The organism is Pseudoxanthomonas suwonensis (assembly GCF_010093235.1).
In the GTDB taxonomy this organism is placed as follows: domain Bacteria; phylum Pseudomonadota; class Gammaproteobacteria; order Xanthomonadales; family Xanthomonadaceae; genus Pseudoxanthomonas; species Pseudoxanthomonas suwonensis.
Map to the genome: position 1 here is coordinate 37,263 of NZ_PDWP01000003.1, position 15,415 is coordinate 52,677.

The window sequence follows — 15,415 nt, forward strand, 5'->3', positions numbered from 1 at the left end:
CCGGGTGCCCTGGCGCTGCGCCGGCAGGTCCGGCACGGCATCACCACCGGACCCGCACGGGAGTACTGCGTCGATGCATCTGACCCGCCGCGAACTGATCAAGGCCACCGCGGCCGCGCTTGCGGCCGGCGCCGCGCCGTCGGCGCTGGCTACGTCCGGCGCCGCTGCCATGGACGCCGCATCGGGCGACGCGGGGAGCGCCCATGCCGGCAGCAACCCGGCGCCGCAGCGTCCCCTGCGCCTCTGGTATCCGCGCCCGGCCACGCGCTGGGTCGAGGCCCTGCCGCTGGGCAACGGCCGGCTCGGGGCGATGGTGTGGGGCGGAGGGCGCTCGGAACGGCTGCAGCTCAACGAGGACACGCTTTACGCCGGGCGGCCCTACGACCCGGTGCCGGAGGGGGCGCTGCAGGCATTGCCGGAAGTGCGGCGCCTGCTGTTTGCCGGCCGCTACGCCGAGGCCGAGGCCCTGGCCGACGCGACCATGATGGGCCGGCCGCGCAAGCAGATGCCGTACCAGCCGCTGGGTGACCTGCGCCTGGATTTCCTCGAGATCTCCGGCCTGGACGACTACCGGCGCGAGCTGGACCTGGACCGCGCCCTGGCCACCACCACCTTCGGCTCCGGCTGGAAGCTGCAGCACACCCGCCAGGCCTTCGTTTCCGCGGCGGACCAGTGCCTGGCCGTGCGCCTGGCCACCAGCCAGCCGGGCCGGGTGCGGGTGCGGATCGGCTTGGACAGCGACCACGCCGAGGCTGAGGGGGTGCATGACGGCGGCGACGGCCTGCTGCTGCGCGGGCGCAATGGCGACGCGTTCGGCATCGAGGGCGGCCTGCACTTTGCCGCGCGGCTGAAAGTGCTGGCCAGCGGCGGCACGCTGCGCCACCGCGCGGGGCGCATCGAGGTCGAGGGCGCGGACGAGGTGGTCCTGCTGCTGGCGGCCGCCACCAGCTTCCGCCGTTACGACGATATCGGCGGCGACCCGGAGGCGACCACGCGCACGCAGCTGGATGCGGCCTCGCGCAAACCGTGGGACGCGCTGCTGGTGGCGCACGAGGCCGAGCACCAGCGCCTGTTCCGGCGTGTGTCCATCGACCTGGGGCGCAGCGCAGGGGAGGTCGCCGCGCTGCCAACCGACGCGCGCGTCGCCCGGTTCGCCGAGGGCAGGGATCCGGAGCTGGCGGCGCTGTACCACCAGTTCGGGCGGTACCTGCTGATCTGTAGTTCGCGCCCGGGCACGCAGCCGGCGAACCTGCAGGGCATCTGGAACGACCTGCTCGCTCCGCCGTGGGAGAGCAAGTACACGATCAACATCAACACCCAGATGAACTACTGGCCGGCGGAGGCCAATGCGCTGCCGGAGTGCGTGGAGCCGCTGGAGCGCATGGTCGCCGAGCTGGCACGGACCGGCGCCGACGTGGCCCGGCGCATGTATGGGGCACCAGGCTGGGTGGTGCACCACAACACCGACCTGTGGCGCCAGGCCGCACCCATCGACGGCGCGCAGTGGGGCCTGTGGCCGATGGGGGGCGCCTGGCTGCTGCAGCACCTGTGGGACCGCTGGGACTATGGCCGCGAGCCCGGCTACCTGGAGAAGGTGTGGCCGCTGTTCCGCGGCGCGGCCGAGTTCTTCGCCGCAACCCTGGTGGAGGACCCGGCCAGCGGCGCCATGGTCACCGCGCCGTCGATCTCGCCGGAGAATCCGCATCCGCACGGCGCCTCGCTGTGCGCCGGGCCATCGATGGACGCGCAGATCCTGCGCGACCTGTTCGACCGCTGCATCGCCATCGCCGGCCTGCTGGGCGTGGACGCCGACCTTTCCGCGCGCCTGGCGACGCTGCGCGAATGCCTGCCGCCGCACCGGATCGGCAGGGCCGGCCAGTTGCAGGAGTGGCAGCAGGACTGGGACATGGAGGCGCCGGAGATGGACCACCGGCACGTCTCGCACCTCTATGCGCTGCATCCATCGAGCCAAATCAATGTGCGCGATACGCCGGAACTGGCCGCGGCGGCGCGACGTTCGCTGGAGATCCGGGGCGACGAAGCCACCGGTTGGGGGATCGGCTGGCGCCTGAACCTGTGGGCGCGGCTGCGCGACGCCGGGCGCGCGTACAAGGTGCTGGGCATGCTGCTGGGCCCGGAACGCACCTATCCCAACCTGTTCGACGCGCACCCACCGTTCCAGATCGATGGCAACTTCGGCGGCACTGCCGGCATCACCGAGATGCTGTTGCAGAGCTGGGGCGACACGGTCTTCCTGCTGCCGGCGCTGCCACGGGCCTGGCCACAGGGTAGAGTGTCCGGCCTGCGCGTCCGCGGCGCGGCCGAGGTGGCGCTGGAGTGGGACGCTGGCCTGTTGCGGCAGGCCAGGTTGCATGCGCGGCACGGCGGCCGCTTCCGGATCGAATACCGGGAGCAGCTCCTGGAGCTGGAACTGCAACCGGGCGAGGCGGCGATGGTGGGACGCAGGGGCAGGCGGCTGGTCCGCCTGGCCTGAGGCGACAGGCGGCAGGTACACGACAACAGATACGCCGGGATTTCCGGCAGCAGGTACTCACTGGAGGGACCCCCTGATGGCGGGCATTGGCAACACCAGCGCTGGCGCGACGAACATCGAAGCGGCCGGCGGCGAGAACACGCGTTTCATCATCCTGATCAGCCTGGTGGCCACGATCGGTGGCTTCCTGTTCGGCTACGACAGCGGCGTGATCAACGGCACGGTCGACGGCCTGGTGGCGGCGTTCAAGTCCGACGCGGCGGTGACCGGCTTCAACGTGGCCTCGATGCTGCTGGGCTGCGCGGTCGGCGCCTGGTTCGCCGGGACCCTGGCCGACCGCTACGGCCGGCGCACGATGCAGCTGTGGGCGGCGGTGTTCTTCATCGTATCGGCCTGGGGCTCGGGCATCGCCACCTCCTCGGCGGAGTTCGTGGTCTACCGCGTGCTCGGGGGCCTGGCGGTGGGCGCGGCCAGCGGGATGTCGCCGGCCTACATCGCCGAGGTGGCCCCGGCGCGCTACCGCGGCCGCCTGGCCACGGTGCAGCAGATCGCGATCATCTCCGGCCTGTTCTTCTCCTTCCTGAGCAACTGGTGGCTGGCCGGCCATGCCGGCGCCTCGACCGCGGTGCTGTGGTGGGACTACGAGGCCTGGCGCTGGATGTTCTGGGCCGAGCTGGCCCCGGCCTTCCTGTTCCTGGGCGCGCTGTTCTTCATTCCCGAGAGCCCGCGCTACCTGGTGGCCCGTGGCCTGAAGGACAAGGCGGCCAAGGTGCTGGCGCGGCTGTACGGCGAGCAGGGCGGGGCGCGCAAGCTGGCCGAGATCGACGCCTCGCTGGCGGCCGACCACCACCGTCCGCGCCTGTCGGACCTGATCAGCAAGGCCACCGGCAAGGTGCGGCCGATCGTATGGGTGGGCATTGGCCTGGCCACGTTCCAGCAGCTGGTGGGCATCAACGTGGTGTTCTACTACGGCGCGGTGCTGTGGCAGGCGGTGGGCTTCTCGGAGAACGACGCGCTGCTGATCAACGTGCTGTCCGGCGCGCTGAGCATCGGCGCCTGCCTGGTGACGATCGTCCTGGTCGACAGGGTCGGCCGCAAGCCGCTGCTGTGGGTGGGTTCGGCGGGCATGGCGGTGACCCTGGGCATCGTGGCCTGGGCGTTCTCGACCGGGACCCTGGATGCGGCCGGCAAGCTGCAGCTGCCGGGGCAGATGGGCCTGGTGGCGCTGGTGGCGGCCAACGCCTACGTGGTGTTCTTCAACGCCTCGTGGGGCCCGGTGATGTGGGTGATGCTGGGCGAGATGTTCCCCAACCAGATCCGCGGCTCGGGCCTGGCGGTGGCGGGCCTGGCGCAGTGGGTGGCGAACTTCGTCATCACCTGGACCTTCCCGATGCTGCTGGCGGGCATCGGCCTGGCGGCGGCCTACGGGCTGTACGCGGCGGCGGCGGTGCTGTCGGTGTTCTTCGTGCTGCGGTTCGTGCGCGAGACCCGCGGCCGCGAGCTGGAGCAGATGGAAGGCTGACCGCCTCGTGCCCGGATGCGTTTGCCGCATCCGGGCCGGTCCGTCACCCGGAACGGAGAGCCCCGCATCGCGGGGCTTTTCGCGCATGCCTACGCGCGGGCAACAAAAAACCCCGCCGGGGCGGGGTTTCTCGTCTGCTTCGCTGCACCGGGATGGCGCTCCCTAGGGGACTCGAACCCCTGTTTTAGCCTTGAGAGGGCCACGTCCTAACCACTAGACGAAGGGAGCGTTGTGCGGGTGTTCCCAGCGAAGGCGCGCTAGTATATTCACCCGCCAGCCGGACGGCAATGCCCCCGGTGGAAAATTTTTCCAAAGTCCACGGAAGCACTCCCATCGATCCGCAAGCCCTCCCGCATCCTGTCCTGCGCAGCGTTCCGCGTGACCAGCACCCGATCTCGCGCAAGGACATCAGTCCCAACGCCCTGCGCGTGCTTTACCGGCTCCGCGAGGCCGGCTTTGGTGCCTACCTGGTCGGCGGCGCGGTCCGCGACCTGCTGCTGGGCATGCACCCCAAGGACTTCGACGTGGCCACCGACGCCACGCCCGAACAGGTCAAGCAGCTGTTCCGCAACTGCCGCCTGATCGGCCGCCGCTTCCGCCTGGCCCACGTGGTCTACGGGCGCGAGATCATCGAGGTGGCGACCTTCCGCGCCAACAGCGACGACGGCAGCGGCGACCGCGAGATCGAGGACGGCCGGCTGGTCCGCGACAACGTCTACGGCACGATCGAGGAGGACGCGGTCCGCCGCGACTTCACCTGCAACGCCCTGTACTACGCGATCGAGGACTTCTCGGTGCGCGACTACACCGGCGGTTTCGAGGACGTGCTGGCGCGGCGCATGCGCCTGATCGGCGATCCGGAGACCCGTTACCGCGAGGACCCGGTGCGCATGCTGCGCGCGGTGCGCCTGGCGGCCAAGCTGGGCTTCACCATCGATCCGCCCACCGCCGAGCCGATCCCGCGCCTGGCCCCGCTGCTGGCCGAAGCGTCCCCGGCGCGCCTGTTCGAGGAGATGCTCAAGCTGTTCCTGTCCGGCCACGCGGTGGCCAGCTTCGAGGGCCTGGAGCGCCACGGCCTGCTGGCGGCGCTGATGCCCGAGACCGCCGCCGCGCTGCGTTCCAACCGCAGCGGCGCGCTGCGTCGCATGGTCCTGCAGGGACTGGCCGGCACCGACGCCCGGGTTGCCGCGGACGAGCCGGTGTCCCCGGCGTTCCTGTTCGCGCTGCTGCTGTGGCCCGCCTATTGCCGAGCCCTGGCCGGACTGCAGGCGCAGGGCATGCAGCTGGAAGAGGCCCAGCGTCGCGCCGCCGACCGGGTGACCCTGCACCAGGTGCAGACCATCGCCCTGCCCAAGCGTTTCTCCCTGCCGATGCAGGAGATCTGGCTGCTGCAGTCGCGCTTCTCCAGCCGCCAGCGCAAGCGTGTGTTCCGGCTGCTGGCGCATCCGCGATTCCGCGCCGCCTACGACTTCCTGGTACTGCGCCTGGCCGCTTCGGAAAGCCATGCCGCCGACGTCGAGTTCTGGCGGGAGGCGCAGCGCAGTTCGGGCGATGCCCTGGCCGCCAGCCTCGACGCCTCCGCCGCGACCGCCGAGGAAGACGACTCGGATGGCGCGCCGCGCCGCCGCCGCCGCCGCCGCCGGCGCGGGTCCGCCGCCGCCTCCGAATGAACACGCCGGTCCGCGCCTGCATCGGCCTGGGCGCGAACCTGGGCGAGGCCGCCGCCACCGTGGCCGCGGCCTTCCCGGCACTGGCCGGGCTGCCGGGCAGCCGCCTGCTGGCATCCTCGCGCCTGTACCGGACGCCCGCCTGGGGGCGTACCGACCAGCCCGACTTCGTCAACGCCGCGGCCGTGCTGGAAACCTCGCTGCCGCCGCTGGAGCTGCTGGACGCGCTGCTGCGGATCGAGCGCGACGCAGGCCGCGTCCGCGGCGGGGAGGGCACCCGCTGGGGGCCCCGGGTACTGGACCTGGACCTGCTGCTGTACGGCGACCAGATGCTGGACCTGCCAGGCCTGCAGGTGCCGCATCCCTACCTCCACCAGCGCGCCTTCGTCCTGGTGCCGCTGGCCGAGATCGCCCCCGGAGCCGCCATCCCCGGCCTGGGAACCGTCGCCGACGCACTGGCCGCGGTCGACCCGGCCGGCGTGGAGGTCCTGCAGCCGGCCTGAATCCGCAGCCGCGGGACGCTGCGTGGCCTGGCGGAACCGGGCCAGGGCGGGGTTTTGCGCGATAATGCGCGGCTTGCCGAACCGGATACCGAAATGAGCGTACATGCCGATCAGAAGCCGTGGACCGTTCCCGCGCTGGCCGAAGCCAAGCGCCAGGGCCGGCGCATGGCGATGCTGACCGCGTACGACGCCGGCTTTGCCCGGGTCATGGACCAGAACGGGATCGATCTGGTCCTGGTCGGCGACTCGCTGGGCATGGTGGTGCAGGGCCATGGTTCGACCCTGCCGGTGACCGTGGCCGACATCGCCTACCACACCGCCGCGGTGGCCCGGGTACTGAAGCAGGCGCTGCTGGTCAGCGACCTGCCGTTCCAGGCCGACGCCACCCCCGAGCGGGCGCTGGATGCCTCGGTGGCGCTGCTGCAGGCCGGCGCGCAGATGGTCAAGCTGGAAGGCGCGGGCCACAAGCTGGAAGTGATCCGCTTCCTGGCCGAGCGCGACATCCCGGTGTGCGCGCACCTGGGCCTGACCCCGCAGTCGGTGCTCAAGCTCGGCGGCTTCAAGCTGCAGGGCCGCGACGAGCAGGCCGCGGCGCGGCTGCGCGCGGACGCCCTGGCGGTGCAGGAGGCCGGCGCCTCGCTGCTGGTGCTCGAGTGCGTGCCGACCCCGCTGGCGCAGCAGATCACCGCCTCGCTGCAGATCCCGACCATCGGCATCGGCGCCGGCCCGCATTGCGACGGCCAGGTGCTGGTGCTGCACGACTTCCTCGGGCTGGACAGCGGCCACCGCCGTCCGCGCTTCGTCAAGGACTTCCTCGCCGAAGGCGGTTCGGTCGCCGGCGCCGTGCGCGCCTACGCCGAGGCCGTGCGCGACGGCAGCTTCCCCGACGCCGCGCACGCTTACGCCTGAGCCTTTCCCCCTTTTCCTGGCAGTACGATGATCGAAACCATTACCGAGCTGGACGCGCTGCGCGAACGCGTGCGCGGCTGGAAGCGCGAAGGCCTGCGCGTGGGCTTCGTGCCCACCATGGGCAACCTGCATGCCGGCCACTTCTCGCTGGTGCGGCTGGTCCGCCAGCACGTGGACCGCGTGGTCTCCAGCGTGTTCGTCAATCCGACCCAGTTCGGGCCGAACGAGGACTTCACCCGTTACCCGCGGACCCCGGATGCCGATACCGCCGGCCTGGGCGATGCCGGCTGCGACGTGCTGTGGCTGCCGACGGTCGAGTCGATGTATCCGTTCGGCGTGGAGCTTGCCTCGAAGGTGCACGTGCCGGGCGTGAGCCAGGTGCTGGAGGGCGAGTGCCGCCCCGGGCACTTCGACGGCGTGTGCACCGTGGTCAGCCGCCTGTTCAACCAGGTGCAGCCGGACGTGGCCGCTTTCGGGCTCAAGGACTACCAGCAGCTGGCGGTGATCCGGCAGCTGGTGGCCGACCTGCAGTTCCCGATCGAGATCATCGGTGGTCCGATCGTGCGCGAGGCCGATGGCCTGGCGATGAGCTCGCGCAACCAGTACCTGGGCGCCGATGAGCGACCGCGCGCGGCCACCATCCATCGGGTGCTGTGCGCGATGCGCGACGCCCACCTCGGCGGCGCGCCGCGCGCCCAGGTGGAGGCCGAGGGCCGCGCCGCGCTCACCGCCGCCGGGTTCGACGTCGACTACGCCGTACTGCGCCGGCCGGACCTGTCCGAGCCCGCCGAGGGCGAAGGCGGCCCGCGGGTGGCGCTGGTCGCCGCGCGCCTGGGCAATACCCGCCTGATCGACAACCTCGAGTTCTGAGCCGGCGGGCCCCCGGGCCCGCCATCGACGCTTTCGCATGCAACGGCCTGTGCCGGGCATGCGCCGTGCCCGCGGTCGCAACCGCGACGCCGGCATTGCTACCATCCAAGACCCCGGAGCCCTCCCCATGCACCTGAGCCTGCTCAAAGCCAAGATCCACCGCGCCACCGTCACCCACTCCGAGCTCAACTACGAAGGCTCGGTGGCGATCGATGGCCTGCTGCTGGATGCCACCGGCATCCGCGAGTTCGAGCAGGTGCATGTGTGGGACGTGACCAACGGCGCGCGCTTCACCACCTACGCGATCCGCGCCGACGAGGGCAGCGGCATCATCTCGCTCAACGGCGGTGCCGCGCGCCACGTGCAGGTCGGCGACCTGGTGATCATCGCCGCGTTCGCTTCGATGGACGCCGCCGAAGCCGATGCGTTCCAGCCGAACCTGGTGTACGTGGACGGCCAGAACCGCATCACCCATACCAACCATTCAATCCCCAAGCAGGCTGCCTGATGACGACATCCGCTCCCGGTATCGAATCCCTCCAGTCCCACGCCTCGCGCCTTGCCGGCGCCAGCATCGCAGGGCTGCTGAAAGACGAACCGGGGCGGGTGGACGCCCACGCGCTGCAGGTGGGGCCGCTGTACGCGCCCTTCGCCCGCCAGCGCTACGACGCCGCGGCCTGGGACGCGCTGCTGCAGCTGGCCCGCCAGCTCGAGCTGCCGGTCGCGTTCCGGCGCCTGTTCGACGGCGAGAAGATCAACCTGACCGAGGGCCGCTCGGTGCTGCATACCGCGCTGCGCGGCGACCTGTCGCAGTCGCCGGTGGCGCGCCAGGCCTACGAGACCGCGGCGGCCGTGCGCCAGCGCATGTACGCGCTGGTGCGCGACCTGGAAGCCAGCGACGTCACCGACATCGTCAGCGTCGGCATCGGCGGCTCGGACCTGGGCCCGCGGCTGGTGGCCGACGCGCTGCGCGGCCCGCTGCCGGGCCGCTTCCGCGTGCACTTCATCTCCAACGTCGACGGCGCCGCCGCCCAGCGCGTGCTGGCGCCGCTGGACCCGAAGCGCACCGCGGCGGTGTTCATCTCCAAGACCTTCGGCACCCAGGAAACCCTGCTCAACGGCGCCATCGTGCGCGACTGGCTGGGCGGCAGCGGGCGCATCTACGCGGTCAGCGCCAATCCGGAGCGCGCCGCCTCGGCATTCGACATCGCGCCGGAGCGGGTGCTGCCGATGTGGGACTGGGTCGGCGGCCGCTATTCGCTGTGGTCGGCGGTGGGCTTCCCGATCGCGCTGGCGATCGGCACGAAGGCGTTCGATGAGCTGCTGGGCGGCGCGGCGGAGTTCGACCGCCATGTGCTGGAGGCGCCGCTGGAAGCCAACCTCGCCGTGCGCCACGGCCTGACCGCGGTGTGGAACCGCAATGCGCTGGGCCTGGCCTCGCATGCGGTGATGACCTACGACCAGCGCCTGGCCCTGCTGCCGGCCTACCTGCAGCAGCTGGTGATGGAATCGCTGGGCAAGCGGGTCAAGGTCGATGGCAGCCCGGTCGATGGCGACACCGTTCCGGTGTGGTGGGGCGGTGCCGGCACCGACGTGCAGCACAGTTTCTTCCAGGCCCTGCACCAGGGCACCGGTATCGTGCCGGCCGATTTCATCGGCACGGTGCGCAACGACGATCCGTACGCGCAGAACCACGAGGCGCTGCTGTCCAACCTGCTGGCGCAGACCGAGGCGCTGGCCAATGGCCAGTCCAGCGAGGATCCGCACCGCGCCTATCCGGGCGGGCGACCGAGCACCACCATCGTGCTGGACTCGCTGACCCCGGCTTCGCTGGGCGCGCTGCTGGCCATGTACGAGCACAGCGTGTACGTGCAGTCGGTGGCGTGGGGCATCAACGCCTTCGACCAGTTCGGCGTGGAGCTGGGCAAGCAGGTGGCCAATACCCTGCTGCCGGCGCTGCGTGGCGAGGGCCAGGCGCAGGATCCGGTTACCGCTTCGCTGATCGCGCGCCTGCGCGGCTGAGCCGGTTTCAAACCGGGGTCAGGGTGCGATTTCCATCGTCGGAATCAGGCACGAAAACGGAATCGAGTGGAAATAGCACTCTGACCCCGGCACTGCTCCCGGTTTTAACTGCGCGACAGGTATTCCTGCATCAGCGCCAGCTGCTCGATCGCCTCCGGGTGGCCCGCCGCGGCGGCCGCCTGCACCTGGGCCAGGTCGGGATGGCGTACCACCAGCACGATGTCCTCGCATCGTGGGCACAGGTACTCGCTGAGGTCCTCGTGCGGCTCCAGGGTCATGGCGCGGCTGTCGCCTTCCCATTCGCAGGCGGCGCAGGTGACGGCGCGCAGGCGCCATCCGGGCTCGAAGTAGTCGTCGATCAGCAGGGGCACGGGAAGGTCCGGTTCAGGGCAGGCGCTGGGCGAACAGCCATTCCCACATCGCGGGATCGGCATAGGTCGCGTCCCAGGCATTGTGGTTGCCTTCGGGGTATTCGGTATAGCGGAAATCCGCGCCTGCCTGGCGCGCGAGTTCGTACACGCGGCGGGTGTCGTGCGGCAGCACCAGGTCGTCGCGGGCGCCATGGAACATCCACACCGGCAGGGGGCGCAGGCGTTGCACCAGCGCGGCATGCGGATTGGGCGCGTCGGCCACGGGGGTGACGTAGAGGGTAGGGCGTACCGCGCGCGGCGCGAGCACGCCGGCGCATACCGGCACCAGCGCGGCGAAGCGGTGCGGCGCAAGCAGCGCGACCTCCCAGGTGCCGTAGCCGCCCATCGACATGCCGGTGGCATAGGTGCGCGCCGGGTCGCCGCTGAATTCGGCGCTGGCGGCATCCAACGCCGCAAGGGCCATGCGCGAGTTGGCACCGGTCCATTCCTCGCCCTGGGCCACCTGCGGCATCACGACGAGCGCCGGGAATGCATCGGCATTGCGGCGCAGGTACGGGCCCAGGCCGGCAGTGGTCTGGGCATGGCCGTCGCTGCCGCGCTCGCCCGAGCCGTGCAGGGACAGCACCACCGGCAACGGGCCTTGCTGGTGCGTTGCGGCTGGCACGAAGACCGCGTAGCGATGGCTGCGGCCCTCGAACTCGAGGGTGCGCGGAACGATGGTGCCGGTAGCCGGCGGCGAAGGGCGTGTCTGGCAGGCGCTCACGAGCAGGCTCAGCAGCAGGGCGGGTAGCAGAAGGAACAGGCGCATCGGAAGGTCCTCCGCGACGGCAATCCAGCTTAGGCCCATTGGCTGCCAGGTGCGATCGACGCGGCCCGCCCGCGTCCGCCGGACATGCGAAGGGCCGGGCAGCCGTGGCCACCCGGCCCTTGCTGCCGGGCTCAGAACGCGTAGCGGTAACCGGCGGTGATGTAGGCGTTGCTGGAATCGCCCGCACCCTGTTCGGCGCCCACGTCCACACTCCAGTGCGCGCGCGGCGACCGCGCGTAATCCAGGCCCACCGCCGCCCGTGCGGCGTGCCCGGGCACGCGCTGGCCGGACACCGACACCTTCGCCTCCGGCGCGCCGGAGAACCAGCCGCCGAATCCGGCGCGGGTGTCGCCGGACAGCCAGCGCCCGGCCACCAGTCCGCGGAACGCCAGGTTGTCGCGGAGCAGGGACAGGCGCAGGCCCAGTTCGCCGTAGCGGATGCTGGCGGTGTCCGCGCCCGCGGCCAGGCCCAGGCCCTGGGCGCCGCTTTCCGCGAACGCGCCCTGCCTCTGGGCGATCCAGCCGGCGGCGGCGAAAGGCGTCACGCCTTCGGCCAGGTTGCGCCCGGCTTCCACGCGGGTGCTCCAGGTGGTGTCCCTGTGGCGCGCCGACACGCCCAGGGCCTGGTCGCCGACCAGCAGCGTGCGCCGGGTGTCCACGGTGGCCCGGCCATAGCCGAACGTGGCCGAGACATAACCAGGGCCGGCGGGAAGGCGGGCATAGAGGTTCAGGCCCAGGGTGTCGGCGTCGAAGTCGCCGCCGACGGCATCCAGGTCGGCGCGGCTGCGGCCGGTGCCCAGCGCGGCGCCGGCGACCAGCGTGCCGAAGTCATGGTCCACGCCCACGGTCAGGCCGGTGCTGCGCCAGTCGGCGTCGGCGTAGCCGCGGCGCTCGAAGGCGCCGTCCTGGGCGGTCGCGCTGACCCAGGCGCCGGCGTTGGCGGGGTGCAGCGTGGCCACCCGGTCGGCCAGCAGCTGGTCGGCGGCGACGGCCTGCTGCACGGCGACGGCGCGTGCGGTGCCGTGCACCTCGGCGGCCAGGCTGGCCAGCGAGGCTTCCGCCCGGGCCACGGTCGGCACGCTGGCCAGCTGCCCGGCCAGTTCGACCAGGCTGTCGTTGCCCGTGCCGCGTGATGCCTGCGCCGCGTAGTCGAGCAGGCTGTCGGCGATGGCGGCGCCCTCGACCACCGTGGCGGCCGCGCCGCGCGCGGTGGCGGTGGCGGCCGCGCTGGTGCGGGTCAGCTTCGCGTCCAGGGCATTGGCGCCGTAATCCAGCTCGGCCGTGTAGAAGAAGCCGCTGCCATAGCCCACGCTGGAGAACGTGCCGGTGCGCGAGCCGTAGTCGACCAGGCGCTCGACCTCGCCGACCTGGTAGGCGGACGCGGGGGCGAGCAGGGCGAGGGCGCCGCCGAACGTGGCATGGCCCTGTACCTGCAGTGGCTTGCCCACGGCGATCGCGGTGGTCGCGCCCGCATCGGCCCTGAAGTCGCCGCCGATCCTGCCGGCCCCCTGGAAGGTCGCGCCGCTGGCGACGCGGACGCTGCCGCCGGTGCCGTTGGCCAGGAACAGGTAGCCGCGCTGTACGTGGGTCAGGCCGGTGTAGGTGTTCCTTCCGGCCAGGGTCAGGGTGCCCGCGCCGGTCTTGACCAGGCCGCCCGTGCCATGGATGTCGTTGCCGAACACGTAGCTGCCGTGCGGCACGTCGGCGGTGAAACTGCCCACGAACGCGCCGGGCCCGTGCACGGCCTTCTCCACGTCCAGCAGGCCCCAGCCGTAGACGGCGTCGACGCCCGGGGCGCCGAGGTCGGAGGCCGTGGTCAGGATGGTCTGCTGCACGTTGGCCGCGCTCATCCAGGGGAAGGCCTGCCACACCAGTGCCGCGGCGCCGGTGACGGCGGGGGCGGCCAGCGAGGTGCCAGACGCCAGGCCCTGGAACTGCGTGCCCTTCACCGCGGGGATGGCCACCAGGCCGGGCGCCGCGAGGCACCACTGGGCGGCGCGTCCGCAGGCGTTGCTGTAGCTCTCCAGGCCGGTGACCGCGCCCTTGCCGTCGACGGTCACGGCCGCGACCGCGAGCAGGTGCCCGTTCCAGTCCGCCTTGAAGCGCGGCATCAGCGTGATGGTGGATGGGTCGGGCTTGGAGTCGTTGCCGGCGGCGGCCACCAGCAGGCCGTCGACGTCCACCACCCCGTGCAGCGAGCGGGCGTAGCCCTCGGCCTGCTGGCGCAGGTAGTCCTCATTGTCGAAGTCGCCGCCGATGGACCAGTTGAACAGCCGCACGCCGGCGGCGGTCATGTCGGCGATGGCGTCCTCCGCGGCGCGCGCGGTGCACCAGTTGTTGTAGCAGTTGACGCCCCAGTAGATGTCGGCCCCGGGCGCGACACCACCGCCGAAGCTGCCGACCGCGCGGCCGGCCAGCGCGGTCGCGACGACCGCGCCGTGGCCGTAGTTGTCGTAGTCGCTCTTGCCGGTGTAGTCGCGGTACCAGGCCACGCGTCCGTCGAGCGGTGCGTACGCGCCCTGGTGCTGGCCGTCGAGCACGCCGACCTTGACGCCCTTGCCGGTGAAGCCGGCCTCGTGCGCGCTGGCGGCATTGGTCGTGACCAGCAGGTTGTCCCCGACGCCGGTGTACCGATAGGCGCAGGGCTTGGGGCCGCCGGTATTGGTCGCGCGCGGGTCTTCGCAGGTGCCGCCGGTCGGTGGCGGATCCGGCTGGGACGGGGGCGGCTGCGGAGGCTGGGCCGGGGCGACCGGGGAGTTGGACTTCGTGCCGCCTCCTCCGCCGCAGGCGGTCAGGGCCATGGCCAGGGCCATGGTGAGCGGGGCGCGGCGCAACGTCTTCATCACTTCCTCTCGCTTTCCGATCCGGTGCCCTGTCCCGGCGCGCGGGTATCGCGGACCGGGGTGGTGCGGGGGCGTCCAGCCCTGCTGCGCGCGGCGCGTGGGCTGTCGGTTGCTGGGATCGGCGGGAGGGGAAGTAACTGGAGGACGGATTGCTCAAATCCGCATTCAGATACCTGACGGTCGTGTGAAGTGGGCTCGCCGGCACACGACGGCGCCGGGACCACATGTCGGCTCAGCGGATGGAGCGTGGGGTCATCGCGCCGCGATGGCGGGGCCGTGCGCGGCGGCTGCGTGCGCCGGGCGCGAGGAGGAGCGGCCAGGGCCCGGCGAGGCGCTTCCATGCGCCGGTACGTGTCCCGGGAGCGAGCCCGCTACCCACGCCGGCGGCGTACCACGGAGCAAGGGCCTCGCGGTCAACGCTCTGGTGTCCGCAGGGGGCCGCTCAGCGCTGCGGGTCCGGAGGCGGTAGCTCGTGGCGGATGCGCAGGAAGCGCGGAAAACGGGGCAGGCCGTTGCCGGTCAGCCCGCTGTAGCGGTAGGTCACCCAGCTGCCGATCGGCGGCGGATCCTCCCGCTGGGCATCCGTGAAGCCACCGCCGAGGCGGAAGCTGCGCCCATCCGGGGTCCGGACCAGCAGGGCGCCCATGCGCCCCTGGTGCCGGCCCTTGCCGGGCAGGTGCGCGACCACCTGCGCTTCGGCGTCCTCGTGCGGCTTGTACTTGAACAGCACGTCGCTGCGGCCGGGCCGGTAGAACGCGTCGGCCCGGTGCAGCATCAGGCCTTCGCCGCCGGCCGCGACCACCCGTGACAGCTCGGCGTCCAGCGCCGCGGTCGACGTGAAGCGGCGCTGGTCCACCAGGACCAGGCTCGGACTGCGGGTGCCGGCCACCAGCTCGCGCATGCGCTGCACGCGCTGCGCGAACGGCCCTGGATGGGCGGGCAGGTCGAACAGCATGAAGCGCACGTGGCCCCAGTCGCGTGGATCGCCACCGGTGCGGCGTACCAGGGCGCTTACCTCGTCGAAGCGGCCGCGTCCGGACCACAGCTCCCCGTCCATCGGTTCGGCCGGCCAGCCACGGGTGAAGCCTTCCGGCGGCACGATCGGGGCGCCGCCGCGGGTCAACAGCCGGCGACCGTCCCAACGCGCGCGTACCCCGTCCAGCTTCTCGCTGACCAGGAAGGCTTCGACCGGCAGGCCTCCGCGCCAGGTGGAGGCCAGCATCGGTGCCGGCGCGGACGCCGGGGACGGCAGCGCTGTTGGAGCCAGCAGGCAGAGCAGGGCGACGAGGCAGGACAGCAGGCGACGCATCGGCAGGACGGCGGCGGCGGGAGCCGCAGCTTCCCGCGACGCGCCGGCACGCGGAATCGGCCGATGCCGGCCCGGCCTGTAGGAAATCGCTGCGGTG

At 71.9% G+C, this 15,415-nt stretch carries 12 protein-coding genes and 1 tRNA gene; 8 read left to right on the forward strand and 5 right to left on the reverse strand.

The features are described from left to right. Positions 1–73 precede the first annotated feature (73 nt). Together CSC68_RS01930 and CSC68_RS01935 are read left to right on the forward strand one after the other, a co-directional pair. A complete protein-coding gene (locus CSC68_RS01930) occupies positions 74–2,494 on the forward strand; it encodes a glycoside hydrolase family 95 protein (protein WP_162201815.1) in 2,421 nt (806 codons plus the stop codon). Between the two features lie 76 nt (positions 2,495–2,570). After that, positions 2,571–4,016, forward strand: coding sequence for a sugar porter family MFS transporter (locus tag CSC68_RS01935; protein ID WP_162201816.1), 1,446 nt, complete (start codon positions 2,571–2,573; stop codon positions 4,014–4,016). A gap of 153 nt (positions 4,017–4,169) precedes the next feature. Here CSC68_RS01935 and CSC68_RS01940 read toward each other — a convergent pair. Continuing rightward, positions 4,170–4,244: transfer RNA gene (locus CSC68_RS01940), tRNA-Glu, on the reverse strand. Between the two features lie 104 nt (positions 4,245–4,348). Between CSC68_RS01940 and pcnB the strand changes: the two genes are divergently transcribed. The 6 genes from pcnB (at position 4,349) to pgi (ending at position 9,987) form a co-directional block, all read left to right on the forward strand. Next, positions 4,349–5,686: a polynucleotide adenylyltransferase PcnB gene (pcnB, locus tag CSC68_RS01945; protein ID WP_425501187.1), complete on the forward strand. Its 1,338-nt coding sequence runs from the start codon at positions 4,349–4,351 to the stop codon at positions 5,684–5,686. Next, positions 5,683–6,186, forward strand: coding sequence for a 2-amino-4-hydroxy-6-hydroxymethyldihydropteridine diphosphokinase (folK, locus tag CSC68_RS01950; RefSeq protein WP_162201817.1), 504 nt, complete (start codon positions 5,683–5,685; stop codon positions 6,184–6,186). The genes pcnB and folK overlap by 4 nt, the downstream gene beginning before the upstream one ends. 93 nt (positions 6,187–6,279) lie before the next feature. Beyond that, positions 6,280–7,095 (forward strand): 3-methyl-2-oxobutanoate hydroxymethyltransferase, encoded by an 816-nt coding sequence (gene panB, locus CSC68_RS01955; RefSeq protein WP_162201818.1) that lies wholly within the window; start codon positions 6,280–6,282, stop codon positions 7,093–7,095. A gap of 27 nt (positions 7,096–7,122) precedes the next feature. Further along, positions 7,123–7,965: a pantoate--beta-alanine ligase gene (gene panC / locus CSC68_RS01960; protein WP_162201819.1), complete on the forward strand. Its 843-nt coding sequence runs from the start codon at positions 7,123–7,125 to the stop codon at positions 7,963–7,965. A gap of 127 nt (positions 7,966–8,092) precedes the next feature. Then, positions 8,093–8,473: an aspartate 1-decarboxylase gene (gene panD / locus CSC68_RS01965; protein WP_162201820.1), complete on the forward strand. Its 381-nt coding sequence runs from the start codon at positions 8,093–8,095 to the stop codon at positions 8,471–8,473. Further along, positions 8,473–9,987: a glucose-6-phosphate isomerase gene (gene pgi / locus CSC68_RS01970; RefSeq protein ID WP_162201821.1), complete on the forward strand. Its 1,515-nt coding sequence runs from the start codon at positions 8,473–8,475 to the stop codon at positions 9,985–9,987. Before panD ends, pgi begins: the two co-directional genes overlap by 1 nt. Positions 9,988–10,091: 104 nt before the next feature. On the opposite strand, the gene CSC68_RS01975 is transcribed toward pgi, so the two are convergent. The 4 genes from CSC68_RS01975 to CSC68_RS01990 form a co-directional block, all read right to left on the reverse strand. Next, positions 10,092–10,358 carry a hypothetical protein gene (locus CSC68_RS01975; RefSeq protein ID WP_162201822.1) on the reverse strand — a complete coding sequence of 89 codons (267 nt, stop codon included), beginning with the start codon at positions 10,356–10,358 and terminating at the stop codon, positions 10,092–10,094. A gap of 13 nt (positions 10,359–10,371) precedes the next feature. Beyond that, positions 10,372–11,166, reverse strand: a complete 795-nt coding sequence (locus CSC68_RS01980) for a carboxylesterase family protein (RefSeq protein WP_162201823.1) — start codon at positions 11,164–11,166, stop codon at positions 10,372–10,374. A 131-nt stretch (positions 11,167–11,297) separates the two neighbouring features. Next, positions 11,298–14,009 (reverse strand): S8 family serine peptidase, encoded by a 2,712-nt coding sequence (locus tag CSC68_RS01985; protein ID WP_162201824.1) that lies wholly within the window; start codon positions 14,007–14,009, stop codon positions 11,298–11,300. Between the two features lie 442 nt (positions 14,010–14,451). After that, a complete protein-coding gene (locus CSC68_RS01990; protein WP_162201825.1) occupies positions 14,452–15,318 on the reverse strand; it encodes a DNA ligase in 867 nt (288 codons plus the stop codon). Positions 15,319–15,415: the final 97 nt, after the last annotated feature.